Source organism: Planctomycetota bacterium (assembly GCA_016235865.1).
Taxonomy (GTDB): Bacteria; Planctomycetota; MHYJ01; order JACQXL01; family JACQXL01; genus JACRIK01.
Window position 1 is genome coordinate 115,685 of sequence record JACRIK010000030.1, and the last position, 25,197, is coordinate 140,881.

At 48.7% G+C, this 25,197-nt stretch carries 21 protein-coding genes, 3 tRNA genes and 1 other RNA gene; 6 read left to right on the plus strand and 19 right to left on the minus strand.

Going from position 1 to position 25,197, the window contains the following annotated elements:
• Nucleotides 1-3: 3 nt before the first annotated feature.
• The 7 genes from HZA49_09985 to smpB form a co-directional block, all read right to left on the minus strand.
• Complete coding sequence (locus HZA49_09985) at nt 4-144, minus strand: hypothetical protein (GenBank protein MBI5779766.1); 141 nt, start codon at nt 142-144, stop codon at nt 4-6.
• Between the two features lie 77 nt (nt 145-221).
• Nucleotides 222-298, minus strand: a tRNA-Val gene (locus HZA49_09990).
• 85 nt (nt 299-383) lie between these two features.
• Nucleotides 384-456: transfer RNA gene (locus HZA49_09995), tRNA-Ala, on the minus strand.
• Nucleotides 447-731: a GIY-YIG nuclease family protein gene (locus HZA49_10000; GenBank protein ID MBI5779767.1), complete on the minus strand. Its 285-nt coding sequence runs from the start codon at nt 729-731 to the stop codon at nt 447-449. Before HZA49_10000 ends, HZA49_09995 begins: the two co-directional genes overlap by 10 nt.
• A gap of 153 nt (nt 732-884) precedes the next feature.
• Nucleotides 885-1,676 carry a biotin--[acetyl-CoA-carboxylase] ligase gene (locus HZA49_10005; GenBank protein MBI5779768.1) on the minus strand — a complete coding sequence of 264 codons (792 nt, stop codon included), beginning with the start codon at nt 1,674-1,676 and terminating at the stop codon, nt 885-887.
• A 92-nt stretch (nt 1,677-1,768) separates the two neighbouring features.
• Nucleotides 1,769-2,126, minus strand: a transfer-messenger RNA (tmRNA) gene (gene ssrA / locus HZA49_10010).
• A 47-nt stretch (nt 2,127-2,173) separates the two neighbouring features.
• Complete coding sequence (gene smpB / locus HZA49_10015; GenBank protein MBI5779769.1) at nt 2,174-2,638, minus strand: SsrA-binding protein SmpB; 465 nt, start codon at nt 2,636-2,638, stop codon at nt 2,174-2,176.
• A 42-nt stretch (nt 2,639-2,680) separates the two neighbouring features.
• Here smpB and HZA49_10020 point away from each other — a divergent pair.
• Nucleotides 2,681-2,764 (plus strand) — tRNA-Leu (locus tag HZA49_10020).
• A gap of 160 nt (nt 2,765-2,924) precedes the next feature.
• Here the strand turns inward: HZA49_10020 and HZA49_10025 are convergent.
• On the minus strand, nt 2,925-4,475 hold the full coding sequence (locus tag HZA49_10025; GenBank protein ID MBI5779770.1) for a hypothetical protein: 1,551 nt from the start codon (nt 4,473-4,475) through the stop codon (nt 2,925-2,927).
• Nucleotides 4,476-4,629: 154 nt separating this feature from the next.
• Between HZA49_10025 and HZA49_10030 the strand changes: the two genes are divergently transcribed.
• From HZA49_10030 to HZA49_10040, 3 genes are all read left to right on the plus strand, one after another.
• Nucleotides 4,630-5,280 (plus strand): lysophospholipid acyltransferase family protein, encoded by a 651-nt coding sequence (locus HZA49_10030; protein ID MBI5779771.1) that lies wholly within the window; start codon nt 4,630-4,632, stop codon nt 5,278-5,280.
• A 71-nt stretch (nt 5,281-5,351) separates the two neighbouring features.
• The gene (gene typA / locus HZA49_10035; protein MBI5779772.1) at nt 5,352-7,208 is read left to right on the plus strand and encodes a translational GTPase TypA; all 1,857 of its coding nucleotides are present in this window, start codon (nt 5,352-5,354) and stop codon (nt 7,206-7,208) included.
• A 172-nt stretch (nt 7,209-7,380) separates the two neighbouring features.
• Entirely contained in the window at nt 7,381-7,734 is a 354-nt protein-coding gene (locus tag HZA49_10040; protein MBI5779773.1) for a hypothetical protein, read from the plus strand.
• Nucleotides 7,735-7,809: 75 nt separating this feature from the next.
• Here HZA49_10040 and HZA49_10045 read toward each other — a convergent pair whose 3' ends face one another.
• From HZA49_10045 to HZA49_10075, 7 genes are all read right to left on the minus strand, one after another.
• Entirely contained in the window at nt 7,810-9,009 is a 1,200-nt protein-coding gene (locus tag HZA49_10045; protein MBI5779774.1) for a dipeptidase, read from the minus strand.
• A 630-nt stretch (nt 9,010-9,639) separates the two neighbouring features.
• Entirely contained in the window at nt 9,640-10,437 is a 798-nt protein-coding gene (locus tag HZA49_10050; GenBank protein ID MBI5779775.1) for a hypothetical protein, read from the minus strand.
• Between the two features lie 679 nt (nt 10,438-11,116).
• Entirely contained in the window at nt 11,117-12,316 is a 1,200-nt protein-coding gene (locus tag HZA49_10055) for a hypothetical protein (protein ID MBI5779776.1), read from the minus strand.
• A 58-nt stretch (nt 12,317-12,374) separates the two neighbouring features.
• Nucleotides 12,375-13,436, minus strand: a complete 1,062-nt coding sequence (locus HZA49_10060; protein MBI5779777.1) for a DUF2330 domain-containing protein — start codon at nt 13,434-13,436, stop codon at nt 12,375-12,377.
• Between the two features lie 59 nt (nt 13,437-13,495).
• A complete protein-coding gene (locus HZA49_10065; protein ID MBI5779778.1) occupies nt 13,496-13,939 on the minus strand; it encodes a helix-turn-helix domain-containing protein in 444 nt (147 codons plus the stop codon).
• Between the two features lie 46 nt (nt 13,940-13,985).
• Nucleotides 13,986-14,873 (minus strand): DUF2950 family protein, encoded by an 888-nt coding sequence (locus tag HZA49_10070; GenBank protein ID MBI5779779.1) that lies wholly within the window; start codon nt 14,871-14,873, stop codon nt 13,986-13,988.
• A 13-nt stretch (nt 14,874-14,886) separates the two neighbouring features.
• Entirely contained in the window at nt 14,887-15,798 is a 912-nt protein-coding gene (locus tag HZA49_10075; protein ID MBI5779780.1) for a DUF2950 family protein, read from the minus strand.
• Between the two features lie 447 nt (nt 15,799-16,245).
• Between HZA49_10075 and HZA49_10080 the strand changes: the two genes are divergently transcribed.
• Both HZA49_10080 and HZA49_10085 read left to right on the plus strand, forming a co-directional pair.
• Entirely contained in the window at nt 16,246-17,934 is a 1,689-nt protein-coding gene (locus tag HZA49_10080; GenBank protein MBI5779781.1) for a HEAT repeat domain-containing protein, read from the plus strand.
• A 180-nt stretch (nt 17,935-18,114) separates the two neighbouring features.
• The gene (locus HZA49_10085; protein MBI5779782.1) at nt 18,115-18,609 is read left to right on the plus strand and encodes a biopolymer transporter ExbD; all 495 of its coding nucleotides are present in this window, start codon (nt 18,115-18,117) and stop codon (nt 18,607-18,609) included.
• A 71-nt stretch (nt 18,610-18,680) separates the two neighbouring features.
• Here the strand turns inward: HZA49_10085 and HZA49_10090 are convergent, their stop codons facing one another.
• From HZA49_10090 to HZA49_10105, 4 genes are all read right to left on the minus strand, one after another.
• The gene (locus HZA49_10090) at nt 18,681-19,802 is read right to left on the minus strand and encodes a glycosyltransferase family 4 protein (protein ID MBI5779783.1); all 1,122 of its coding nucleotides are present in this window, start codon (nt 19,800-19,802) and stop codon (nt 18,681-18,683) included.
• A gap of 124 nt (nt 19,803-19,926) precedes the next feature.
• Complete coding sequence (locus HZA49_10095) at nt 19,927-21,306, minus strand: HEAT repeat domain-containing protein (GenBank protein ID MBI5779784.1); 1,380 nt, start codon at nt 21,304-21,306, stop codon at nt 19,927-19,929.
• Between the two features lie 27 nt (nt 21,307-21,333).
• On the minus strand, nt 21,334-23,772 hold the full coding sequence (locus tag HZA49_10100) for a hypothetical protein (GenBank protein MBI5779785.1): 2,439 nt from the start codon (nt 23,770-23,772) through the stop codon (nt 21,334-21,336).
• 23 nt (nt 23,773-23,795) lie between these two features.
• Nucleotides 23,796-25,160: a trypsin-like peptidase domain-containing protein gene (locus HZA49_10105; protein ID MBI5779786.1), complete on the minus strand. Its 1,365-nt coding sequence runs from the start codon at nt 25,158-25,160 to the stop codon at nt 23,796-23,798.
• Nucleotides 25,161-25,197 lie beyond the last annotated feature (37 nt).

Below are 25,197 nucleotides of genomic sequence, written 5' to 3' on the forward strand. Positions count from 1 at the left end.
TCGCTATGAGGTTTTAAGTCTTCTGAGGCATCCGGGGGTTTGAGGTTTTGCCTTGCCGCAGGCCAGGGCATTTGCCTCAAATATCTTTTCGGTTCTGATGGCGGGCTTCGTATATTTCTTTTTCTGGTCCGGTTTCTTATTCATTATAAACCCCCTTATTATCAGGCGAGGTGGTGGGCGGTATGGCGCCTTAGGCGCCATGACCTTTTGCACCATTTTTATGGTGGGCGGTACAGGATTCGAACCTGTGACCTTCTGCGTGTCGAGCAGACGCTCTAGCCAACTGAGCTAACCGCCCATTAGAGTCCGTTACGAACGAGGTAAGTTACGGACTCTTATACCCCGATGAATATCGGGGCCGATTTACCGTTAAATTTACTCAATGGAGGTGAGGGGAGTTGAACCCCTGACCTGCTGATTGCGAACCAGCCGCTCTCCCAACTGAGCTACACCCCCGGTACTTTTATTTTTATACTTTGCTCAGCAATAATTTGCTCTATAACTTTAGCACTTTTAAGACGCTTTAGTTTGTATTCTACCTTTCGCGCCTTTGTTAATGTATCATATTTCTGAGCAAACATCAGAGCCAAAGGTCTAATGTTACGAGTATACTTTACCTCGCCAGAGTTATGTTCTACCAATCTGTGGTCTAAGTTTTTTGCGCTTCCAATACAATAAGTTCCGTTGCGCTCACTCTTCAGGATGTATACATAACCACTGAGAGTTTCCATTAACCCCTGACTTCCCCGATGTGACATCGGGACGCTCTCCCAACTGAGCTACACCCCCGTTCATTAATTTCGCTATCGAGGTGTTATCCTATTTTAGGATAACTGGTCCATTATAATCACTTGCAAATTAGATACAAGTTTTACGAAACTAAATCAAATCAAGCGCAGCATTTCCACGGTCTCGCCGCGCCACCAGCGGGTATTACCATCCGATTCCAATAATGCAAAGCCCTTACATGGGTCTAAGTCCACTATCTTGCCTTCCAGTAACTTATCTTTTATCTTAACCGAGACTTTTTTATTCATGACGCAGGAAAAACTGCGCCAGGCATCCTGAATGGGTTTCAATTCCCGGCTGGTTATTTTGAGGTACCATTTGTCCAGCAGGCAGATTAAGTCGGACGCGATATTTTCAATTTTCAGAGCAGTTGCCTGATTTGTCTCCTCGAACAATGAGGTGGTGATATCTTTCAGGTCAGCCGGTATTTCCGATTCCGGCATATCAATATTCATTCCAATGCCCAACACCGCGGCATTGGGTGATTTGTTGATGTATTTGCTTTCCACAATTATGCCGGCTATTTTCTTATTGTTGATGATAACATCATTGGGCCAGCGGATAGATGCGGGCAGATTAAATTTATTCCTGAGCAAATCAGCCACGGCCAGCGCGCCGATGGACATCAGCAGGAATGTTTCTTCCGGGAAATTTGATGGATAGAGCACCACTGATAACCAGATTCCTTTTTGTCCCGGTGAAAACCATTCCCGGCCGAATCTGCCCCGGCCTTTTAATTGTTCGTCAGCCAGAATAACCGTTCCTCCCTCAATTCCTTTGGACACTTCCAGCCAGGCCAGGTCATTGGTCGAGGTGACCTTCTTGTGGCACAAGACCTTTCGGCCGATGGTTTTGGTATTAAGGCTGGTGAAATAATTTTCTTCCATATTAAATTAGCGTCCCGATGTCGTTATACTCATCGGGACATAAGCCATTCTAATACCCTCGACTGCTGCGCGTTCTCGGATATAGGAATGGCTAATGGAGGCGGGGGGAATCGAACCCCCGTCCCTAGGCCTTGTCATAGCCGTATCTACATGCGTAGACCTTCATTTGATTTTACCTGGACCCCGCCGAAGGACTGGCTTAATCCAGGCGAGCCCGAAGTATAAATGTCCGGCTTAAACCTTCAGGCGCGTCCAAACCGTAGCCTGCTGACTGTAACCCCGACATCCCAACTCGCAGGCAAATCAGGCGCCGGGGTGGCGTCAATTAAGCAGCCAAAGCATATGAAGGTTCAGCACCTACATTATTGTGTCAGGTTTTAACGAGGCCTCCTGACAACCTCGGCACGCAACTGCTATCACAAGCAACCTGGTCGAAACCTTTTCGCCCCCTCCTATCCCGATGAACGCCGGGATATTCGCAAGTTTATTTAGTTTTACTATCTATTCTGTTTGAATACTCTTCTTATTTCCTTTTCCGTATCCTTTTTCCTGAGAGATTCCCGTTTGTCATATAGCTTTTTGCCCCGGGCCAGGCCCAGTTCTATTTTGGCAAACCCGTTCTTGAAGTATAATGAAAGCGGAATCAGCGTCAATCCTTTTTCCTTTATTTTACCGATCAGCCGGTTGATTTCGCCTCTTTTGAGCAATAGTTTCTTGGGCCGTTTCGGGTCGTAACCATCCATCCGGCTGTATTTATAATGGCTGATATCCATTTGGTAGATGAATAATTCCCCTCTGGACGGCCGGGCAAAGCTTTCATTGATGCTGGCCTTGCCGTCCCGGATGGATTTTACCTCGGTTCCTTTCAGAACCAGACCGGACTCGAATTTTTCCAGAATCTCGTAATTGAAATACGCTTTTTTATTCTTGAGCACAATTTTTATATTGCTATTACTGGACATGCTTATAAGGTAAAATATAATCAACGGCTTGTCAAGGTAAAAGCGGGAGTGGCGGAACTGGCAGACGCGCTAGGTTCAGGACCTAGTGCCCGCAAGGGCTTGGGGGTTCAACTCCCCCCTTCCGCATTAGAAACTGTTAAGCCGATGGATGGTACAGTTTCTTATCCCGCGCCTATCTTTCAGATTGGTGCGGGATTAGAATTATTACACTTCTAATGTGATAAATGGATGGTCTGAATTAGATTATCAGCGCCTGGCTGCCTTTGTGTTTCTCCAACCTGATCCTTTAATGACCTTCATGCTCCGGAGGGGTTTCCTCCTTGGGCGCTTCCTCTTTAGGCGGCTCGGTAGTCTTGGGTGCTTCTTCCTTTGGTGCGGTCGGAGCCGGAGACGCTTCGGATTTCGCGGCCTTTCCCAGTTCCGTATTCTTGAGAATGCAGATTTTGCAGGGCAGAACCATCAGCCCGAGGCAGATCGGGCACTTGCCTGAGGCATTGCAGAATGTGCAGGCGGCGTTATCTTTGTTATATCCCGTGCCGGTGCAGGCGACGCATTTGCCGTTTCCGCTGCAGGTCAGGCAGGTGAGCTTTTCCTTGCCGTCGCAGACAATGCATTTATCCGGGAATGCTTCCCTGCTCTCAATGAGCAGTCCGGCCATTACGTTTGAGGCCACGGCCTCGCGCCATAATTCCTGAATCTGGTCGGCCCAGGGACGGTTGGTGGCGACCGGATTTTCCAGTTTGAATATCTTATCGCGCCACTTCTCCTCGCCCGGATTGGCCCGCACGATGCTTTTCCATCTTTCTTCCACTGATTTGAAATTATTATAGGCCGAGTTAATCAGTTTGAAGGATGGATTCCGGTATGAGAGTTCGGTCAGCGGCATCTTGAATTCTTCATAGGGAACTTCCAGTTCTTTGACCATATCCCGGTAGGTCTTGTAATTCATCCCTTCTTTCAGGGCATTGGCCAGCTGGTTCAGTTGTTCCACCATCTTTAAGGCGACCGGTGAATATTTTTCGGTATATTCGGCCAGCCATTCCTGTTTCTTGGCGTCAGATGATTTTTGCTGCAAAGCCTGTCCGGCCGTCAGGTCGTCAATCTTCTTCTGGAGGTCTGATATTTTCCTGTTCAATTCGTCCTGGCCACTTTCCAGTTCATGGGTTTTGTCAACCGCGCCCTTGTATTCCTCCTCCATCTTTTTGTAATCCTTGTCCATCTTGGAGAGGTTTTCTTCAACCAGGGTTTTTTCGTCGGTCAATCTGGTCACGTCACCTTCCAGTTCGGTCCTCTTCCTGGTCAGGGTGTCGTTATCCTCTTTGAGTCCGGTAATTTCCTTGCCCCGAGCGCCCAGGTCGTCTTCTAATTTAGTTTTGGTCTTGAGGAGTTTATCCTTATCCGACGAGAGGGTGTTCTTTTCTTCGGTCATTAGAGAGAGTGTCTTGCTTGCTTCTTTTATTTTTGCATTGGCCTCGTCGATTTTGCCTTTCAGCGCCGGGATGTTGACGAATGATTGATAGCCGTTCAACCCGCCGAAGAGCAGGACGAAAATGAGCAGGACCAGTACTATGTAGGTGAGCCGTCTGGCGCCCTTGGAGGTATCGGCTTTGGAATAGCGCGCCTTCTGTTCCGGGGTTTGGGGCGCTGGTTTTATGGACTTTGGTGTCGGTCTGGTTAATTTGGGAGCCGATTCAGGCACCGGGGCTTCGGCCTCAGGCATAGCCGGTTGTTCTGCCTCTGGCGCGGGTACCGGTTCCTCCTGCGGAGCCGGCGGCGTCTCGGCGGGTTGCATCTCTTTTAATGCATCTAATGGAAGTCCGACATTATCATCTGGCATACTCTAAACCTCCGGTTTAACTGAAGAGCTAAAGAACGAACAACGCAAAACTATATCATTCTGGTTCTTCAGTTCTTTCGTTCTTACGTTTTTGCAACTATTATGATAAGAGCCAAATATCTCTAACGGGGTCAAGAAAATATTGGAAATAAATATGAAGATAATCTATAATGTTTTTATGATTCCGCTGTATTGGAGATTGGGCAAGGCCATCCTGTTTGGGTTATGCCGGACCTGCCGATTCCGGGAAATGAATGCCGAACTGGCGCGTGATTTGGTATCTGACAGGCGCAAAAACGCCATTTTCGTCTTCTGGCACAACCGAATGTTCTTCATGACCTATCTTATGAAGATACGATATGTGGCGCGCGGCCACAAACTGGTGGTCTTTTCCAGCTACAGCAAGGACGGCGAGATAATGACTCGGCTGGAATCATCGCTGGGCACGGCGGTTATCCGGGGCTCGACCTCCAAGGGCGCCATCAAGGGGTTGATTAATCTCCTGCGCCAGGCCCTGACCGGTTATTCGCCGGTGATTACGCCGGACGGCCCGCGCGGGCCCAAATACCAGGTCCAGGACGGATTATTATTCCTGGCCCAGAAGACCGGATTCCCGGTTATTCCGATTTCCTGGAATGCATCCAAGTTCCATAGGTTCAAGTCCTGGGATAGTTTTATGATTCCGCTGCCCGGCGCTAGGGTTACCGTCACCTACGGCGCACCGGTGATTGCCCAGGCCAACGAGGACAAAGAATCGCTCCGGGCACGTATCAAAGATGCACTGATGAAGATTACAGCGGATTAGCCCATCATTTACTTGCAATCCATTCTGATAATTGGTAGCATGATAAACTTTCCGTGTCAGGATTTATATATATGACGAAGACTGAGAGCAATAAGAAGATCCGCAACATCGCCATCATCGCCCACGTGGACCACGGCAAGACCACGCTGGTTGACCTGATGCTGCGCCAGAGCGGCGTGTTCCGCCAGAACCAGGAAATCTCCGAACGGGTCATGGACAACCTGGACCTGGAAAAAGAACGGGGCATCACCATCGCGGCCAAGAACTGCTCCATCACCTGGAAGGACGTGCGCATCAATATCCTGGATACGCCGGGCCACGCCGATTTCGGCGGCGAGGTGGAGCGGAGCTTGAGCATGGTGGACGGCGCGATACTGCTGGTCGACGCGGCCGAAGGCCCGCTGCCCCAGACCAGGTTCGTCCTGAGAAAGTCGCTGGAAGCCGGACTTAAGATGATTGTGGTCATCAACAAGATTGACCGCAAGGACGCCCGGCCCAAAGAGGTCTTAGACGAAATCTACAATCTCTTCATTGATCTGGAAGCCCATGAGAAAGACCTGGATTTCCCGGTTTTATACGCAGTCGGGCGCGACGGCATTGCCCAGAAGACCCTGGAAGAACAGGGCAAGGACTTGACTATCCTGTTTGATACCATTCTCAAGACCGTTCCGGCGCCGTCTTATCATCCGTCCGAGCCGTTCCAGATGCTGGTGGCTGACCTGGATTATTCCGATTATGTCGGCCAGCTGGCCATCGGCCGAGTATTCAACGGCTCAGCCCGCTGCAACGACAATCTGGTCTGCATCAAGGAGGACGGCAGAACCATACCCATCCGGGTCACCAAACTCCAGGTCTATAACGGCATCTCCATAGAATTGGTGGACGAGGTCCATCCGGGCGATATCATTATCCTGGCCGGTATTGAAAACGTGTCTATCGGCGATACTATCTGTAACGAAAGCGTGCCCAAGGCATTGCCTCGCATCAATGTGGACGAGCCGACCGTGTCTATGGCCTTTACCATGAACACCTCGCCGTTTGCCGGTGAAGAGGGCACCTTTGTCCAGTCCCGTAAAATAATGGAGCGCCTGCGCCGGGAAACACTGCAGAACGTGGGTATCCAAATGGAAGAAGCGCCTGATTCTGATACATATATCGTCAAGGGCCGGGGCGAATTCCAGATGGAGATCTTGCTCGAGACCATGCGGCGCGAGGGCTATGAGGTCAGCGTCGGACGGCCCCAGGTCATCTTCAAAAAGAAGGACGGCCAGACCGTAGAGCCGATAGAGCATCTCTACATAGATTGCGACGAGGCCCATATCGGCATCGTTACCGAAAAAATCTCCCAGCGCAAGGGCCAGATGATTAATATGATCAACCACGGCACCGGCCGGGTCCGGCTGGAATTCACCATCCCGACCCGGTGCCTGATCGGATACCGCAACGAATTCCTGACCGACACGCGCGGCACCGGCATAATGAGTTCATATCTTAAGGGCTACGAGGAGTTCCGGGGCGAATTCAAGTCGCGGCTGACCGGCTCGCTGGTGGCGGACCGCAAAGGCGCGGCCGCGCCGTATGCTTTGGAAAATCTCGAGGCGCGCGGCGCGCTCTTTGTCAAGCCGGGCGACCGGGTTTATGAAGGCATGATTGTCGGCGAATACAGCCGGGACGGCGACTTGAATGTCAATGCCGCCAAGGGCAAGAAACTGACCAATATGCGCTCGTCCACCTGCGATGATAATATCATTCTCAAGCCGGTTATGCCCATGACCCTGGGCAAGGCCATCACCTTCATCCGCGATGACGAGATGGTCGAGGTCACGCCCAAGTCCGTCCGCCTGCGCAAGAAGGTCCTCTCGGCTGATGCCCGCAAGAGTTCCCGTCCCCGGGGCCAAAGAAGAGAAGAGGAAGACGAGGAGAATTAATTACTAACACGAATAAGACGAATCTTTACGAATCACACGAATTATTCGTATTATTCGGCTTAATTCGTATCATTCGTGTTCTCTTTTGCGTTTACTGCGATGTTCGCTGTCGCGGCCTCAGTAGAGTTCAAAGATTACGCAGATAAAATAATTATAGAAGGGGTATTAAGACATGTCTAAATTATTAGTCCAACTCTTATCGGCTATTGCAGTGCTGGTCGCGATTGCAGCCGTAGTTGTTACCATTGCTAATGCGTCCCGTAAGAGCAGGTATGCCAGGGCTATTCTGATAGCGGTTGTTATAGAAGCGGTTTTATTAATCGGCGCCGGGGTCTGGATGTATCTCAAGACCGAATCACTGTCTATGCTGATTCTGGTGCCGGTGGTTTGTATCCTGCCGCTGATGTTCCTGAACCTGATGGCGCTGTTTGTTGCCCAGACCGCCACGACGATGTTTCCCAAGAAGATGCCCAAAAAACCTAATACTACTAATAACGAACCCAAAGGGACCGCGGATAGCGAATAAGCTAATTACTAATAAGAAGTGACCGCGATAGCGAATACGTAATTTGGAAATTCGTAATTCGTAGGGGTACTGTGGTTACTTTAGTATTTGTTTAATCACCCTTACAAAATTACCGCCCAGTATTTTCCTAATCTCGTTCCGGTTGAATCCCCGCCGGACCAGTTCCTGGGTGATATTAGGCAGGCAGGAGCAGTCCTCCAGTCCGTAGGTGACGCCGCCGTAGCCGTCCCAGTCCGAGCCTAAGCCCACATAATCCACCCCGAATTTGTCCGCGATATACTGGATATGATTGACCACGTCCTTGATTGTGGCAGAATCTTTCTTGCGCTTAAAGGCCTTCAAGTAATCCGGCAGATAGAATACGCCCATCACGCCCTGGCGCCGGCAAATCTCTTTTATCTGTTCGTCATCCAGGTTGCGCGGGATATCCCGCAGGGCGCGCACGCCGGTATGCGATGAGATGAACGGCCCTTTGGCAATCCGGGCCACGTCTCTGAATCCGGGCCGGGCTAAGTGCGCCACGTCTATGAGCATCCCTAACCGGTTAAGTTCCCGGACCACGGTCTTGCCGAATGAAGTTAAACCCCTGGGGCGTTTGATTCCAATTCCATCTCCCAAGTCGTTATGGGGATTATGGGTCAGGCCCAGGGACCGGACGCCCAGTTCGTAGAATACCTTGAGTATGCCGACGTCTTTGTTGAGCGGATTTCCGCCTTCTATATTAATCAGGAATCCCATGCCGTCGCGCCGGACCAGGTCGGTTAGGTCAGCGGCGGATTTTACTATTACTAACTCGTCATTCCTATTTCTTTTATTGTCATACCTGCGAAAGCAGGTATCCAGGATTTTAGATTCCCGCTGGAGTTTATCCCGCCATACTGGATTCCCGCCTTCGCGGGAATGACATTGGGGGCGGGGCAGGAATGACATGGAAGAGGACTGCCGGACACCGTGTAGAACCTCAAAAACCATCTTCAGGGCAAAGGTGGTGGCGGCCAGACCGGTATATTTAGGGGGCGAGTAAACCGCCATAAACTGTAAGTTAGTGCCGCCCATTTTAAGGCGCTGGAAATCCACGTGCGACTTGGCCATCTCACCCGGCTTGGTTGGGGGTATGCCGGTAAAGAAATCCGGGGTAGACCGGAAATATTTATACTTGGCCGTTCCCTTACGGGCTGGCGGATTGGCCCGCATGGCAATCCTCCAGAATGTATCCGCGTGTCCGTCCACGATAAAAGAGGAGTGGTGGAGTTTCAATGCAGATTTATCAAACATATGGATAATGATAAAATAATTCTTATAAGGAATCCAAGAAAATAGGTATCTAATCCGGCTCGATTTTTGTCTGGGGTAGCGGTAATCTATACAGGGGGTAGTAGTGTGGAGTGGATAGGGTGGAGGGTATGGCACCCACTACGGGTAGGTATGGTACCCTCTATGGGTAGGTATGGTATCCACTATGGGTAGGTATGGTATCCACTACGGGTAGGTAGGGTATCCACTATGGGTAGGTACGGTACCCTCTACGGGTAGGTATGGTACCCGGTACGGATAGGTACGGTACCCACTACGGGTAGGTATGGTACCCTCTACGGGTAGGTACGGTACCCAGTACGGGTGGGTATGGTATCCACTATGGGGAGGTATGGTACCCTCTACGGGTAGGTATGGTATCCACTATGGGGAGGTATGGTACCCTCTACGGGTAGGTATGGTATCCTCTATGGGGAGGTATGGTACCCTCTACGGATGGGTATGGTACCCTATACGGGAGGATATGGTACCCTATAGGGGTGGGTATGGTACCTACCATAGGGGGGTATGGTATCCTCCACTGGAGGACACCCCCTGGCCTGTTTTATAGCTGGAAGATGGCAAAATGGCTAAAATGCCCCGAAATAGGGGTTATTTGATGATAATCGCCGAGCCGCGCCAGCTATTCATGAACCTTTCTTTATCCCAGTCGTTAATCCTACCGCTCAAGGGGTCGCCAATGCTGATACTCTCTGCTGCTACCTTGAATACCACCAGTACGTGGTCAATCCCCGGACTCCATTTAACATCAACGATAAACGGCGTCCGGAGCTGTTTCAGGGCATCCCAATCAGTTGTGATGATATCAACCTTTAATCCTTTATCCTTGGCCTTTCTGGCAATCGCCCTGACCTGGGGAACTGTTTCTGTCCCGCCCGGTCCGGTATGCGATAGGTTAGCCATTTCCTTTTCGGTGCTGGCAATGCCGAAGTGTTTCAGCAGTGTCACAGCGCAGGCCGGGGCGCAGGTATAGCCCGTGCTCTGGATACATACTCCCTCTTCGCTAATCCGCAACTCTTTCGGGTCAACCCGGTTACCCATATAAATCCAACTTACCCGCAGTATGGCGTAGATAAAGAATAACAGCGCCAGGAGGGTCAGTTCCACGGGCAGGAATTCGCCTCGTCCCTTCCTGACCGCGATGCCGATGAACAGCATTATAAATGGCGACCAGCGGATAATCTCCACGAAATTACCCAGGAATGAGGGAATCAGGTGGTATTCCAGCGCTGGATAGAATCTGAATATTGCGAAGGTCATGATGATAACCAGACAGGCTAGGGCAATAACAATCCACCAGCGGTTGGTCATCCGGCCGACATAGCGCCAGCCCAGATAAAACCCGGCCAGGGAAAGCACTATCAATAACAATAAGTAAATCCAATTCATAAATTTATAACCACAGATTCGCTTGCGCGGTCTCTGCGGAGTTCACACAGATGAACACAGATTATCCGTGTAAATGATTACGTCTGTTTACTTTTATATCGTTTTATTAATAATATGCTTTTTACAAACATGTAGATATACGCCACTGGAGTTAGCACTATAGTAATATATACAATTATTGGATAATATGGAAGTGTGCTCATCAAAAGTGGTATGCCCAATGATATGCCTATGAGTATTAACCAATAAAGCCAAATTCGGCTTTTTATCAGATCAACCCTAAAGATTAACTTACAAAATATAGGGTAAACAATAGTCAGTCCGATAAATAAACCGATAATAAACTGCAATATCATTTCCGGGTAAGGTAGCTCACCAAACCCTCGTAAGGTTTTAAGATAAAGACGTTCAGTATTTAATAGAATAATTTTCCACCAAGGATAACCGCTGTATGGATATGGCGGAGATTCATTCTCCGTTTGCAGGAATGTGAGTGAAGATGCCATAATCATCCATACTATAAAAGCGGTTATGCTGATTATTAATAGTGTTCTTATTTTATTCCACATCTGACACCTCTAATCTTCAATCCCGGCTGCACTTTAAAATCTTTATAGCCATTTTCTCCCAATAGAATATACCGATTAATCTGTGCAATCTGCGGAATCTGTGGTTACAATTATTCTTTTCTGCTTAACGCCACCAGTTTTGCCTTTCTTAAACTGACCAGGAATCCGCAGGCGAATAACACCAGCGCTGAGATGATGCTCAGGATGCCCCAGTCCTTTCTGGTTTCAGGCATCCGCCGCCAAATCCATCTGGCGATATCGGCTACTCTTTCTGCAATCACGCCTACTTCATACCCAAAGGATGCCAGTAGGAGCAGCAGTCCGCTGTAAAAGATAAACGACCATCTTTGATAGAGCAGATAGAAATAGGCGAAGGACAGGGCTATCAGAATCAGCGATAATCTCAGAGGCGAAAGGGTAATGGGGAAATAACTGAATATCAAGTCGGTGGGGAAATCCAGGGTAATCAGGATGGCGGCGATGGGCAGGGCATACTGGAGCCAGTGGAACCGGCGTTCGGCCTTGCGCCTGGGCATCAGTTCCGGCAGAATGACCGCAAAGGAAATAAAGAAGGTGGCCAGATAGCACAGGTAGAACGGGGCGCTGAGTATCCAGTTGACCGTGGCGATATGGACTATCAGCAGGCCGATAAGCGCTAATGAGAAAATCGCCTGCGCCTTTTTGCGGAAATCCGTAAATGATTCTGATTCGCCGTCTGTTTTTCCGGCTAAACCGATTAATGCCACCGGAATCAAGCCGGCTACTGACCAGATGACGAAGAGCATGGCGGAACCGACAAATCCCTTTTGTATTCCCAGGATGCCGATGGCGGTGAAGAGATATAAGTAGGTCAAGCCCAGGGCGATAAATCTGTAGAATGCCTTTGATAAGGATAATTGCAGATAGCTGACGATGAGGGTTATTTTGACCATGGCTAAAATGAGGATAATGGCATTGATAATCAGGCCGAACCAGATATTATAGAAATAGTAGACCGAGTTTATCAGGGTAGCGTCAGCCAGAAAGAATCCTTCGATAACCAGCAGGATGGCGCCGTCGCGCACCACGTTCTTTTTGGCGATGATATAGAGTGCGGCCGCGATAAGGATGGCTTCGTATAGGTTGACCACGAAGAAATAGATGAGCAAGTCTGCGATGCTCCGGGTAATTTGCTGGAACGGCGCCAGAACCAGATAGCATCCGATGACCATCAATAGGGCGCTCAGGAGGTAAAAGATATTGTTCCTGATAAACAGGTTGACAACGACATTGCCTTTGAGTTCTGACGGCTGTTTTATTTCGTTTTCCATAAAATACCTCCAATCATAAACCACAGATTACACGGATTAATCTGTGTTTATTTCTGGCTTAATGCCAGATGGTTTTACGGTACGTTTTATCGTCTTTTGCTTGTTTTAGAACCAGGTCTTCTTTCATCTGTTCTGATGATAATTTCCCGCGGAGTTTGGTCAGATACTTACCCGGATATTTGGCCATATCAATTTCCTTGGATTCTAACTTTAGTTCATTTAGTGAGTAATTAGTTTCTTTTGCGAACTCCAGTTCAAAGCGATTGTCGGCATCTGTTTTATGATTCCCGAAGATGTAGAGTAATATTTCGGTATTTGAGCCGACAGTGGCGGTGAGAGAAAGAGGATAAACCGTATTTTTAGACAGGAACTCCATAACCAGCGGGTTGACCAGCCCATCCCTTGACCGGAAGTTATTAGTGATTGATTCTTTCGGATTAATTCGCGCGGTAATAAAACACCAACCCTTCTGGACGTAATTATTAAAGGTCGTCTCATCCTGTGGGGTGAATTTGTATTTATGTTCATTCAGCCAATTAATAAGGTCGCTGGCGTTAGAAGCTTTAATGACCTTGACATCATAGATGCCAACCTGTTCCTGGTGTAGTAAATCAACGCCTCGCGAAGACAAAAGATTGGGAGTAGCTATCGAGGCGATAAATAGTATAATAGGTATTATCCAAATCGGATGATTTACTGAGAATTGGAATAACTTTGGAACGGGTTTACGTCTGATAGCGCAACTTATCTTTTCAACTGCTAATATGATAAATATGATTATCATAATTAATAGGGTTATGGTGATAATCAACTGTGAAATATAAATTACTTTTGGTGACGTTGTATGGCTTAATTGCCAGAAGAATGATTCGGCATCGTCCTTTTTAACGCTACCGAATTTAGGTGGATTAGGTAATGGGACAACCCATCCGAAGTCCTCTGCCTGGCCGGCAAACTTGGATTGCAGTATCATAATTTCTGTACCGTCCTGATATGAGATAATCGCACGCTGGTAGGGCACATCAGGCGGGACTTTTTCCCGGGCATAAAACTTGCCATCGGCTGATGCTATTAACGGTAAACATATAACTAGCAATAAAATCAATAGAATCTTTTTCATAACTGGCTCCTTTTACCACAATGAATATCAGTGTTTATCTGTGTCCATCTGTGGTTTCGTTACTCCTTCTTTGTTTTAATCAGTTTATTGAGTTTCTCGGTATCGGCAAAGACCTGGACGAATCCGCACTTGGGGCAGGTCTTGGCTTCGATATTAACCGAACTCTCCAGCAGGGTGAAGAACCTGGTCTTATAGGGCTTGAAATAGACCTTGCCGGTGCCGGCCACCCGGCCGGGAATCAGGACCGAATGCCCGCAGGACACGCATTTCGTGCCGTATTTCTCGGCCTCCTTTTCGCCGGTGAACTTGGTGACCATCAGGTCCAGGTCTTCCTTGCGGAACCGGGTGGAATCGCCCACCTTGAAGTAGGTCAGTTTGCCGTCCTTCATCCAGCGGAATACGGTCTGTTCGCTGACATCCAGGTATTCACAGGCCTCGCGGATGGAATACCAGTCCTTGCCGGTCTGCGGCTCCAGGGTCGGGGTCTTCAGTTTCTTAGTCATAAGCACCTCACTTTCTTTAGTAAGCGGATTAAACGGATTTATCTGATTAATCGGCAATTCTCCATTTCTTTATTTCAACTGCATTCGGCCATCTCAGGACAATCTTATTAACATCGCTACCCATATTACGAGCATAGATTGTGCCTTCTTGATTAACAATATACGTGTTGGTGCAGTAATAGTTCCCGTATTCTACCGGATATGCCATAAAGGCAAACTCGTGTGAATTAGTTGCCAGTATCTTATTTGGTCCGACAGGATTCTGATTGTATGGCATGCCATTCTCATTCGTAATCATTGCCATATAGCAATAACCGGATTTTGAAGTAGGTGTTACCTCCATCCATGGTTCTATTTTCATGGTGCCAAAAGGTGTATTTCCTCCAACCGGTGAGGCAGGAATCATATCAGCGCGCGCTAAATCGACAGAAATAAACGAAACCTTAATTGCACGATTTGGACGATAGGTACGATTAAGGCATGAGATATCATAGGTCCAATAGTTCTTGATGCCATTACCATCGCAATCCTGCTGAATCCATATTGCTTCAGCATTTACAAATAACCGCAACGAGCTGACAGCGGAGCTTTGATTTAGACCAGCACAACTTGGTCCGTGTGTATTAAACCAAATAAAGCCTATGTATAGAAGTATAGCAAGAACGTTTGATATGAGCCCAAATTTAGTCAGTGTTGTTCCCCTTAAATTATTTCTTTTGATCCGTAACAGTGATGATATAGTAATGCAAAACAGAACGATACTAATAATAATTAGTGCTAATAGTATAATACCAAGGTAATGATCAAGAAAGCGGTTATAGTAGAAATTGATATCTATAGGTAAAATAATTAGACTGATTATGAAAAGCGATGGAGGAGTTAACGACAATATAAATATCGCCACAGCCAACTTCGATAGGGGTCTCTGTTCCATAAATCGCTCCTTTTTAATCTGCCACCCGCCATAACCTGCCGCCAGGTCCTGTGACGCTGGTGGGATTAACGCCGGGCCAGGTCAGGATAATCTTATTGGCATCGCTTCCGGTATCGTTAGCATAAATCGTGCCTTCTTCGTTAATTATAAATGTGTTAATACCGCTCATAGCGTAAGCATCGGGATAGGCCACGAAGGCATATTTACTGCCATTAGTCGCCAATAGCTTATTTGGTCCAACAGGATTCTGATTATAAGGCATACCTTTTTCGTCAGTTACCATCGCCTGAAAGCAATAACCTGATTTTGGTGTAGTCGCAATATTTATCCATGGTTCTATTTGAGGATACTCAAATGGCATTATTCCTCCAGGCTTTGATGCCGGCGCCATATCAGCCCGGGCTACGTCTATAGAGATAAAGGCAAGTTTGGTGGTATTATTCGGGCGATAGGCACGGTGGAAACAAGAAATGTCATAGGTCCAGTAATCATTTATGCCATTGCCATCGCAATCCTGTTGGCGCCATACGGCTTCGGCGCTTGTAATAAGTTTTAAAGTGGCGGCTGCCGAATTTTCATTTGCAGCTAATCCTCCATGGCCGTGTCCTCCAACATTGAGTATAAATAGAGTTGCCAATATGATTATAAAGCTCAAAATAATTCCCCAGTCAGCCATCCATTTTCCCCTTAGATTATTACGTTTAACCCGTATCAGGGCCATTATACCGATGCCAAAGGCGGGGATATTGGCAATAGCAAGCATCACCACGATTATAATTAATATTTCTTTGAGGTAATGACCGATATAACGTTCCGTGTTTATGTTTGATGCTCCTATGATAATGGCAATTATACCGGCAACGATTGAAGTCGTCGGTATTACAAAGCTCGCCACCGCCAATTTGGATAGGGGTTTCTTTTCCATGGCCAAATCCTCCTAATTAGTCTATTACTATCATTTACTGACTTCCACTATAAATATACACCTCAGACCGGAAATGTCAAGTAGTTTCTGAAAAATAGTGCAGAAATTTAGAGAGCCACAGATTACACAGATTAAAATCCTGGATTCCCGCCGGAGTTTATCCCGCTGGATTCCCGTTTTCACGGGAATGACAAGCGGGACGGGAATGACATCGGGCGGGGCGGGAAAAGACACACCCCTTACCCCTCTTGATAGAGGGGATTTGGGGCCAGAAAATGATGGGTGCGTGCAGTTTTTCGGGGTCCCCAAGCATTCATATATATGGAGGAGAAATGGCAGATTTAATGGCTTTTCGCCATTTCTTCGCCAGGCGGAAGTCCCGACAAAGACTGTCGGGATAACTCGCAGTAATTCGCTCCGCTCAAACTGCGAGTAGAGAGGCGTTATATGACTAACAAAGCACTAATTGTTATTGTCAGTGCGCTGATCCTGGGCATGGCCATATCAGACACGGCATTCAGCGCCAGCCCGGCCCAGGACCTGCAGAACGCCATCCAGAAGAGTGATATCAAAGCGGTCAGGAAGGCAGTGGAGGAGCTGGTCCGGCAGAACGACGAGACCGCCTTTAATGCGCTGTCCTCAGCCGCTCTGGGCCTGGAAGGCAAGCCGGAGAGCGCGGATGCCTACTGGGGTATCCTGAACGGCATCGGTCGACTGACCAATAAAGATGTCATTCCCAAGATAACCAATCTTATCCTCAAACACAAGGACAGCGACCTGGGCCGGTCGCTCCTGTTTGCCATGCGGAATAACCAGTCGCCGGATGTGATTCCACTGCTTAACGCGGTTATTGAAAAGGGCACCTATGAAATGAAACTGGCAGCCATCCGCCAACTCGGCAATATCCGGATAAAAGAGTCGGTCGAGGCGCTGATTAACCTGCTCAAGACCATTGACGAGAAGGATAAGAGCAAGAAAGAACTGCTGGATTATGTCTATGCCTCTCTGAACGACCTGACCCGGCAGCCGGATAAGTTCCATACCAATTACACGCTCTGGATGGAGTGGTGGGAGAAGAGCAAGGACAAACCCGCGGCCGAGATTATCGTGCAGAAGAAGATCTTTAGCGGCGAGGGCAATGTGGACAAATACCGGCCGATGACCGCGGCCCAGTCATTGGAAAAGGACAAGGTCATCGTGGTGCGCAATGACCGGTGCGATGAGAATATCAAGAAGGCCGGCGGCAAGGGGTTTGACTGCAACTTTGACCATATCCAGGATATCCTGGCGGCTCTCAATATCCCCTATACGCTCATTGGCAAATCAGAGCTGGAAAAGGAGTCGTATTCGCTGGATGACAAATGGGCGCTGGTATTTAACTGTAACTTGTTTGCCGAGCATTGTTGCAATCCGGAGCATCTCAAACTGCCGCCTCCCAAGAAGAAACTGGACCTGGTCCGGCTCTGGCAGTGTCCGGGCACGGAGAATCACATCAATCACAAGACCGAACTGAGCGACAAGACCATCAAGAAAATCAAGCGTTTCGTGGAGACCGGCGGGTATCTGTTTACCGAAGACCTTAACATAATGGAAATCGTCCAGCGGGCCTTTCCCAAGACCATATCCCAGAGCGCGTTTATCAGCGAGCGAACGGTCAGGATACTGCCCGAACCGGCCGCGGTGTTGCATCCCTACTTGAAATATGTCTTTGAGGCGCCGCCCATTGCCCAGCCACCGGCTATGGGGCAACCGGCTCCGTCCGGAGAGACCCGTTCGGTGCCGGCGCCTGGTGCATTAGCGCTGGAGTCCGAATGGCAGATAGACGACGAGAGCCCGAATATCAAAATCAATAGTCAATCGGATGTGGTTGTGCTGATAACCAGTCCCCAGATAGCCAAGCAGTATAAAGACGAAGGCGCGGTGGCCGTGACCTTCAGGGTGATTGACCCGTCTTTCCAGGCCACGGGCGGCAAAGACATAAATTACCTGCCGGGCGGCCGGGTATTGCACGTGATGAGCCATTTCGGGCACCAGCGGTCCAAGGTGAGCGAATTCGCCTTGCAGAATCTGCTGGTAAACTTCCTGGAAGAGCTGGGCCAGCATAAACCCAAGGCGCCCAAGACGGTGAAGAAATAGAGTAGAAATTAGAAATTATTTAGTCTGAAAGGGTGTTTAATACGTTTATATATATGTAGTCCTGATGTTGCTATGCTCATCGGGATCTAAAATGGTGTGCCGTTTTAATCCCGGCAAAAACTGCCGGGATAAGAGCCAGTACGGCGCTTTGCTTCTACTGGCTCTAAAAGGAGGTGTTATATGAGAATAAAAAGAGTTAATATGTCCGATGGGGCCGGGATGAATATGACCCCGATGATTGATATCGTGTTCCAGCTGATTGTTTTCCTGATGCTGGCTAGTGATTTTGCCAACCTGAAAATCGATGCCTTGAATCTTCCGGTGGCCGAGGTGGCCACCTCGGACGACCATCCTGACCCGAACCGGGTGACGGTCAACATTTTGCATGAACCGCCCGTCGGCCTGGTCTGCAGCCAGTTGGAATACGACCATGAGAAACTAATCAGGACGTGCAACAGCGATGCGCACTGGAAGATAAAGGTCAACGGTGAAGAATTAACCCAGGTGCGGTTAAAGGAGATTCTGACCGTGGAGGGTAATATAAATAAAGACAAACCCTTGATGATCAGGCCGGACAGCGGGGCGCCGTACCGGTTCCTGGCCTCGGTATTACAGGCCGCATCTGAGGCGAAACTGTGGAATATGGAAATCGGTGCCAGGCGGCCGGCGAAATAGTCAATAAGTTGAGAAGTTGATAGGTTCGGTGGCGCGGTCCTTTCGGGTTGACAAGTAAATTCCTTATCAACTTATTTACTTATGTTTTGATAGATTTCTTGTGTGAGCCTGACGGTCCGTTCCAGGGTAAATTGTTGTTCAACTTTCGCGCGGGCGGATTGGCCGAATCGTTCCCGGAGTTGCCGGTCTTTGGCCAGTTTCAGGATGGCCTGCGTCAGATTATTGGGCGTATCGTCAATGACCAATCCGTTCTTATCATCATCCACAATCTCCGGCAGGATGCCCCGATTGGCCACGATGAGCGGTTTGCCGGATGCCATTATTTCCAGCGCCGCTCGGCACGAGCCGTCCGAACCCGGTACCAGGAATAATCCGAAGTCAAAGGTGTTGAGTATGTCCAGATAATCATTAGTCCGGTATCCGGCTGAGATAACATTGTTCTCTAATCCGAGCCGTTTGACCGGTTCGGTGACTAATTGATTATAATAAGTGCCTCTGCCGACAACGACCAACTTGACATTGGGCATCTCTTTTATAATTGATTGCATTGCTTCTATTATAATATGGAATCTGCGGTGGCGCTGAACCCGGGCCACGATGCCGATGACGATGTCGTTTCCTTTGATATTAGTCAGGCAGACGGGTTTTGTGCTGTTGGTAAATACGGAGATATCAATGCCGGAAGGGATGGCGGCAGTTTTTTCCGGCGCCAGGCCGAAGTTCTTTCGGTCCGTCTCTGCCAGGTTTTTGGATAGAGTGATATAGCCGTTAATGGCTTTCTTCATCAGGGATTTGTTGGTCCAGGTCGATTCCAGCGGATAGCCCTTGTGGTTAGTGCGGATGATTTTAACAGTAGGGAATCTGGTCTTTAGTTTCGAGGCGTAGTAGTGGTCCAGTGCGCTGTGGCAGTGGATGATATCAAAGTTATGGCTCGCCTCGATATATTTCGCCAACGCATTTATATGTGGCTTGAGATAAAATATGGACAGGTATTTGGCAGGGGTAGCCAGGGTCAACAGGGGAATGCCGGCTTGGGCTGCCTTAGAAGGGAGCGTTCTGTCCTTGTTATCAGGAGCGGCCAGGCAGGCAATATGAATTTCCAGCCCCTGGGTTTTCAAGCCCTTGCAGAGATTGAGCACCGGCTCGCTCGGCCCGGTCCATTTCCAGTCGTTATATAGATGGAGTACCTTCATACAAGAACTATAATATCTTGTTTATTATAAGGCAAGTAAATCAGGAGGTGAATCAGCCACAAAGGCACCAAGACACGAAGTTTTAGTGTCTTAGTGTCTTCGTGGTAAAATAGGACTATTGGAATCAGAACTTGACGCAGGTGCCGTTGTGTTCCTTGGCAATCTGTTCCATCAACGCCGCATCAACCCCATACATCTGGCCCATGCCGGAGGCACCCATGGCTTCGGCCACGCCGAAGTCGAGCGCAATGGTATTGATGCGTATCTTTCTAGTTTGGTTGAGGATGCGCAGGGCGGCCAGGATATCGTCCGGGTTGGTGTATTTGCCCCGGTTGGCCGTGCCATCGGTCATCAGGCAGATGGTGTAAGGATTGGGCACGCCGCTGGTAATGACGATTTTCTGGCCCTGGCTGGCGGCAGTGGATTGCCCGAGGAGCGACATTTCCACCGCATCATAGATGTTGGTATAGGCGCCGAGTTTGCCGGGCGCCTGCATGGTGCCGGGCTTGACGCCGTCCAGCCATTTAAAGGCCGCCTCTTTGTTCTCCGCGACCGGGACAAGAGCGTCCTGGAATTTACCGACCCGCTCGGAATAAGCGATGATATTGAATTTTACGGCCGGCTTGGCTTTGGCCATCACTTCCAATGATTGCTTGAGTTGCTCCACCAGCTTGTCCCACCTGTCCTTGCCATCCTTATTCTTGCCTTCCATTGAGGTGCTGGTATCAATCACGAATACCACGTCGCCTTCCAGCGGGATATCAAAGAAGGAAAAAGTGCCGCCCATTTTATTTTTATTATCGCCTTCAGTGCCGGTCTGGACCATCAGCTGGTTGATGGCTTCGGAGATATCGTTTCTGAGGCGGCCGGTTTCCTTGTTGAGCCGGGGCCGGAGCACATTCAGGGCTTTCTGCTTGGCTTCGTCATCCTTGAGCTTGGCCAGGTAGCTGATGGCGCTGACCTTGACCTCCCAGGCCTTGGACTCCAGGCAGCCGGTAATTATATCCAATGCTTCAGGCGGCGATGATTCAGCCAGCGCATCAATCGCCGCAATCTTGACGAGGTTGTCGCTGTTTTTGAGGAGTTCCAGGAGCAGGGGCTTAGCTCCGTCGGCTGATATTTTTCCGAGCGACTGAATCAATATTATCTTCTCGGGCAGTTTGGTTTTCTTGGTGGCGGTAATCAATTCATCTACGGCGATGGGGTCGCTTAATCTGGAAAGAGAACTGGCCACGATATCGATATTGAGCAATTCATTTTCTTTCAGCTCCCGGGCCAGTACGGTGTCAATCAGGACCTTGACTATGCCGGGGTGGTCGGTTTCGGCTAACTTGCGGATGGCAATGGCCCGTTCCACCGATGTCTTGGCTTTGTTATATTCGTCTAAAAATTCCGCCTGGGCCTGTTTCCATTCTTTATCCGGAATGGCGCTGAAAATATAGCCCGCGACGAATAAACCGGCCATGAAAACTAAAACGGCTGATATGAGATGTTTCTTTGCCATAATAATCCTCCTACTATAAATATAACCTTACTTATGTTTATTTTCAAGGTTTTCTTCATTATCCTGATGATTAGGCGAATCGTCTTTCGGAGGCGGTTCCTGGTTGCCGTCGCCTTTCTTGTCTTCCTCTTTAATGCCTTCCTTAGGCAGTTCTTTTGCTTTTTCCAGTTCAATATCCACAAACCGGCTCTTGCCTTTGCGCTCGATGGTGAATCTGAGCTTGGTTTGTTTTTCCTCTTTGATTAGTTTTTCCATTAGCTTTTTGTATTCATCCACCGAAGAGCCGATAGGCTGCTCGTTGATTTTGGTAAGCAGTTCGAATGACCTGAGTTTGCCGATAGCCGCTTTGCTGCCTTCTTCCACCTTGCTGATAATCACGGCTTTATAGTCAGGCGCCAGGCGGAGGTGGTGCTTGACTTCGTAGGTGAGGTCTTTGACGGTGATGCCGATGGTTTCGTCCTTGTATTTATCGGAGCTGTCAAAGTCATAGGGCGTTTTTTCCAGCACGAAATCCTGTTTCAGTTCCTGGTTATCGCGCCAGTAAGTGAGCGTAATCTTCTTGCCGGCGCCGATGCGGGTGAGAATCTGGGTGAAATAGTTATTGCGGCTGGGCCAGGGCGAGATGCCATAACTGCCCATATCAATATCAGGGTTGTCATTGCCGCCGTAGCGCGACAGGTAATCATAAGGATTGGGGTTATTGCCGCCTTTTAATTCAATCGGGTCATCCTTGCCTTCCTCCTGGACTTTGAGCAGGATATCGCCGGTCTTGAGCCCGGATTTTTCAGCCGGCGATTCCGGATAAATGTGATTGATTAACAGACCCATTTCACCGTTACGGGTCGCCTTCTGGCAGCCCAGCTGCTCGGTTAATTCCTTGTTCAGGGCCTGGAATTCCACGCCCAGGCAGACAATCCTTTTCATCTCGCGGTCAGAAAGCGGGATTAACTGCAGGTCAAAATGCGCCGTGGGCGTGATAAGGGAATCCTTTAATTCATTGAAGAAGAACACCTTGCCGGAGCCGTTGTTATAATCATAGCGGTAATTGCGGTAATTATAGCGGTTTCCATCTGATGACAGGGTTTCGGATAAATCCCGTTTTTCTTCCATCAGGATGCCCATTAATTCATTGTTGCTGTTAACGAAAACGGTTCCGGTCTTCCGGTTGGAATAAGGGGTATACTGGAGACGGTTTTTATATCCTTTGGAAACCCAGAAAAACCTGTCGTAGCCGACCTTTTCATGGCGCTTGTCGAATTTCTCTTTGACATTGATGGCATAGACGGTTCGACCATAGGTGGGCAGGGGCGATTTATAAATGTTCGGGGCATTGGTAACGGCGTTATCCGGGACCTTTATAAGCATCGCGCCGAAGTCCTTGAATACGCCCATGAATTCTGCCGGAGAATATTTATCTCCTATCAGCACCTCAACATTTTCAATCCGGTGGATTAAATCCTGTTCCAGGGTATCAGGTATGAGAATCCTGTTTTTATCAATAACCAGGCCGTATAGTTTCTTGTCGGCGACGGTCAGGTCGTTGTCTTCATCATCCCGGCCGGGCCGGTAACTTCTTGAGGTCGCGGCAAACCGGGCATAAGGGGAGCCGCCCTTTTCCTGTTCCTGCTGGCGGAATTTGAACTTGATTTCCAGGATGTAGTTTAGATATTCCTTTTTCAGCTCTTCTGTTTTCCGGTCCAGGTCATTAAAGGTGATGAGCGTATTTTCCATCAAATCAGAGCCGCGCCAGCCGTAGAGATTGCCGTTAACTTCAATCCGTCCTTCCAGCGGGTAGCCGATGACATCGCCCTTTTCATCAAAAAGAAGCGAGTCATCGTAGACATTCTCGCTTCCTTCCTGGCGGCTTCTTTTCCGGGTGACCTGGAAGAATGGTTTGGTTTTATCAGATGCCAGGAACGGTTCGTTCAATGATAAGCTGGCCGGCATGACTCGCACGAACCAGTTCTCATTTTCCTTGAAAATCCCGGCGGCATATAATTTACGGGAAGTGTCCATTACTCCGGGAGACGCGAATTTGACCCCGCCAGCCGGTTTTTTGTCGCCTTTGATGTTTAAGAATAAAGCAGAATAGTCCTGGAGGAATCCTTTCATTTCCGCTTCATATTCGGCGCCGGCAGAATCAATGACGGTTATCTTCTTGATGTATTTCCGTTCCATCATGTAATCTGTCAACAGGACCATTCCTTCAGAGCCGATGAGCACTCCGGCGGTGTCCCAGGTCATTTTCTCTGATATGAATTGAGAAATCCAATTGTTTTCCATGTCCCTTTTCCCCTCCTCGGGGTCTTTCTGGAACTCGAAACGGATCTGAACCAATGCCGCGCGGGCCGTGGCCGATATCTTTGTTTTTATGCTGGCATCATTATCCGGTTTTTCTTCCGGCGCCGCATTGAGCCAGCAGGCCGCCGCGAGGATGAATAATCCGACGACTATTTTTTTGTACATAAGGTCACCTCCTTTTTTATCAGTTATTCTTTATCGTAATCCGTATGATATTTCAATGGGATAAACATGGTCTTACCGTTACGGAGTGTTTCAATAAGCACTTTCTTTTCTCTTTTGTCATCCGCCATGATTTTCTCGTATATCTTTTTCATGTCGTCAAGAAATGTTATTTCCTGTTTGTCCACCTTGACGATGATCTCGCGCGTGTAAAACCCGGCATTGGACGCATTGCCCGGATACTGAACTCCCTGGATGTAGATGCCTTTTTTGCGGAAGATGAATAAATCCGGGTCGGCGAATTCGTTAATCTCCTTGACGGTCATATCCCAGCGCTTGCAGTCAAAATCATCGCCTTCCACCTTGCCTTTTTCCCGGGGAGTGATTTTAACGGTGAGGGTTTCCGCCCCGCGTTTAATCTGGAATTCGTTTTCCACATTCAGCGGCAGGTCGCCCAGGAACCAGCGGATTTCAGGCAGGTCGGTGTCATAAAGCCCGTTTATTTCCTTATTATTAATCTTGAGTATCAGATCGCCCGGTTTTAATCCGGCCCGCTGGGCCGGAGAGTTGTCGTCGATACTGGCCACCAGAACGCCCTTATCGCTGGCAAAGAATGTTTCCTTGTCAATATCGCGCAACGGCTGGAGCCGGATGCCGGTCCAGGAACGTTTTATCTCGCCGTCTTTCTTCAGGCGTTCCACCACTCTTTTTACGGTGTTAGAAGGCACCGAAAATGCCATGTCGCCGCCGAAGAATGAGCCCAAGGTGTTAATACCAACTATTTTGCCCGAAGTGTTGACCAGCGGGCCTCCGGAGTTGCCGGGATTGATAGAGGCGTCGGTTTGAATCCATAAACTGTATTCACTGGACGTGTCTCCCAGGAAACGCCGGGCGTTGCCCACGATGCCGAGCGAGATAGAGCGCTCCAGGCCCCAGGGGGCGCCGAGCGCCATGACAAAATGGCCCTCTTTCAGTTCATCCGAATTGCCAAATTCCACATACGGGAATATCCCATTCTCTTTTTCCGCTTCTATTTTGATAAGGGCAATATCAGTAGATTTATCGCGGCCAATCAGTTTTGCCGAAAGCATCCGGTTGTCAAAGAGCACGCATTTTATCCGGGTGGCTTTCTCAATCACGTGATTGTTGGTAACGGCGTAACCGTCCGGGCTGATCAGCACGCCGCTGCCCGCCACCAGAATCTGTTTGCGCTCGCCGCGTTCATATTCCTCAAGAACCGGTTTGACGTAGATAAGCGCCGGAAAGACTTTTTCCTTGGTGTTCTCTATGATTGATTCAAAGTCAATACTGCGCGACGGTTTGTCTTCTGGCGTGGCCTGTAAAGCGAACAAACAACTGACAAGTGCTATTAGAAGAACAGCTTTTTTCATTATCTACTCTCCTTTCTTGAAGTGTCGTAAGAATTCT

Excerpts from the sequence above, each read along its gene's own strand:
- HZA49_09985 (MBI5779766.1), bottom strand. The coding sequence starts at position 144 with ATGAATAAGAAACCGGACCAGAAAAAGAAATATACGAAGCCCGCCATC.
- HZA49_10000 (MBI5779767.1), bottom strand. The coding sequence starts at position 731 with ATGGAAACTCTCAGTGGTTATGTATACATCCTGAAGAGTGAGCGCAAC.
- HZA49_10005 (MBI5779768.1), bottom strand. The coding sequence starts at position 1,676 with ATGGAAGAAAATTATTTCACCAGCCTTAATACCAAAACCATCGGCCGA.
- smpB (MBI5779769.1), bottom strand. The coding sequence starts at position 2,638 with ATGTCCAGTAATAGCAATATAAAAATTGTGCTCAAGAATAAAAAAGCG.
- HZA49_10025 (MBI5779770.1), bottom strand. The coding sequence starts at position 4,475 with ATGCCAGATGATAATGTCGGACTTCCATTAGATGCATTAAAAGAGATG.
- HZA49_10030 (MBI5779771.1), top strand. The coding sequence starts at position 4,630 with ATGAAGATAATCTATAATGTTTTTATGATTCCGCTGTATTGGAGATTG.
- typA (MBI5779772.1), top strand. The coding sequence starts at position 5,352 with ATGACGAAGACTGAGAGCAATAAGAAGATCCGCAACATCGCCATCATC.
- HZA49_10040 (MBI5779773.1), top strand. The coding sequence starts at position 7,381 with ATGTCTAAATTATTAGTCCAACTCTTATCGGCTATTGCAGTGCTGGTC.
- HZA49_10045 (MBI5779774.1), bottom strand. The coding sequence starts at position 9,009 with ATGTTTGATAAATCTGCATTGAAACTCCACCACTCCTCTTTTATCGTG.
- HZA49_10050 (MBI5779775.1), bottom strand. The coding sequence starts at position 10,437 with ATGAATTGGATTTACTTATTGTTATTGATAGTGCTTTCCCTGGCCGGG.
- HZA49_10055 (MBI5779776.1), bottom strand. The coding sequence starts at position 12,316 with ATGGAAAACGAAATAAAACAGCCGTCAGAACTCAAAGGCAATGTCGTT.
- HZA49_10060 (MBI5779777.1), bottom strand. The coding sequence starts at position 13,436 with ATGAAAAAGATTCTATTGATTTTATTGCTAGTTATATGTTTACCGTTA.
- HZA49_10065 (MBI5779778.1), bottom strand. The coding sequence starts at position 13,939 with ATGACTAAGAAACTGAAGACCCCGACCCTGGAGCCGCAGACCGGCAAG.
- HZA49_10070 (MBI5779779.1), bottom strand. The coding sequence starts at position 14,873 with ATGGAACAGAGACCCCTATCGAAGTTGGCTGTGGCGATATTTATATTG.
- HZA49_10075 (MBI5779780.1), bottom strand. The coding sequence starts at position 15,798 with ATGGAAAAGAAACCCCTATCCAAATTGGCGGTGGCGAGCTTTGTAATA.
- HZA49_10080 (MBI5779781.1), top strand. The coding sequence starts at position 16,246 with ATGACTAACAAAGCACTAATTGTTATTGTCAGTGCGCTGATCCTGGGC.
- HZA49_10085 (MBI5779782.1), top strand. The coding sequence starts at position 18,115 with ATGAGAATAAAAAGAGTTAATATGTCCGATGGGGCCGGGATGAATATG.
- HZA49_10090 (MBI5779783.1), bottom strand. The coding sequence starts at position 19,802 with ATGAAGGTACTCCATCTATATAACGACTGGAAATGGACCGGGCCGAGC.
- HZA49_10095 (MBI5779784.1), bottom strand. The coding sequence starts at position 21,306 with ATGGCAAAGAAACATCTCATATCAGCCGTTTTAGTTTTCATGGCCGGT.
- HZA49_10100 (MBI5779785.1), bottom strand. The coding sequence starts at position 23,772 with ATGTACAAAAAAATAGTCGTCGGATTATTCATCCTCGCGGCGGCCTGC.
- HZA49_10105 (MBI5779786.1), bottom strand. The coding sequence starts at position 25,160 with ATGAAAAAAGCTGTTCTTCTAATAGCACTTGTCAGTTGTTTGTTCGCT.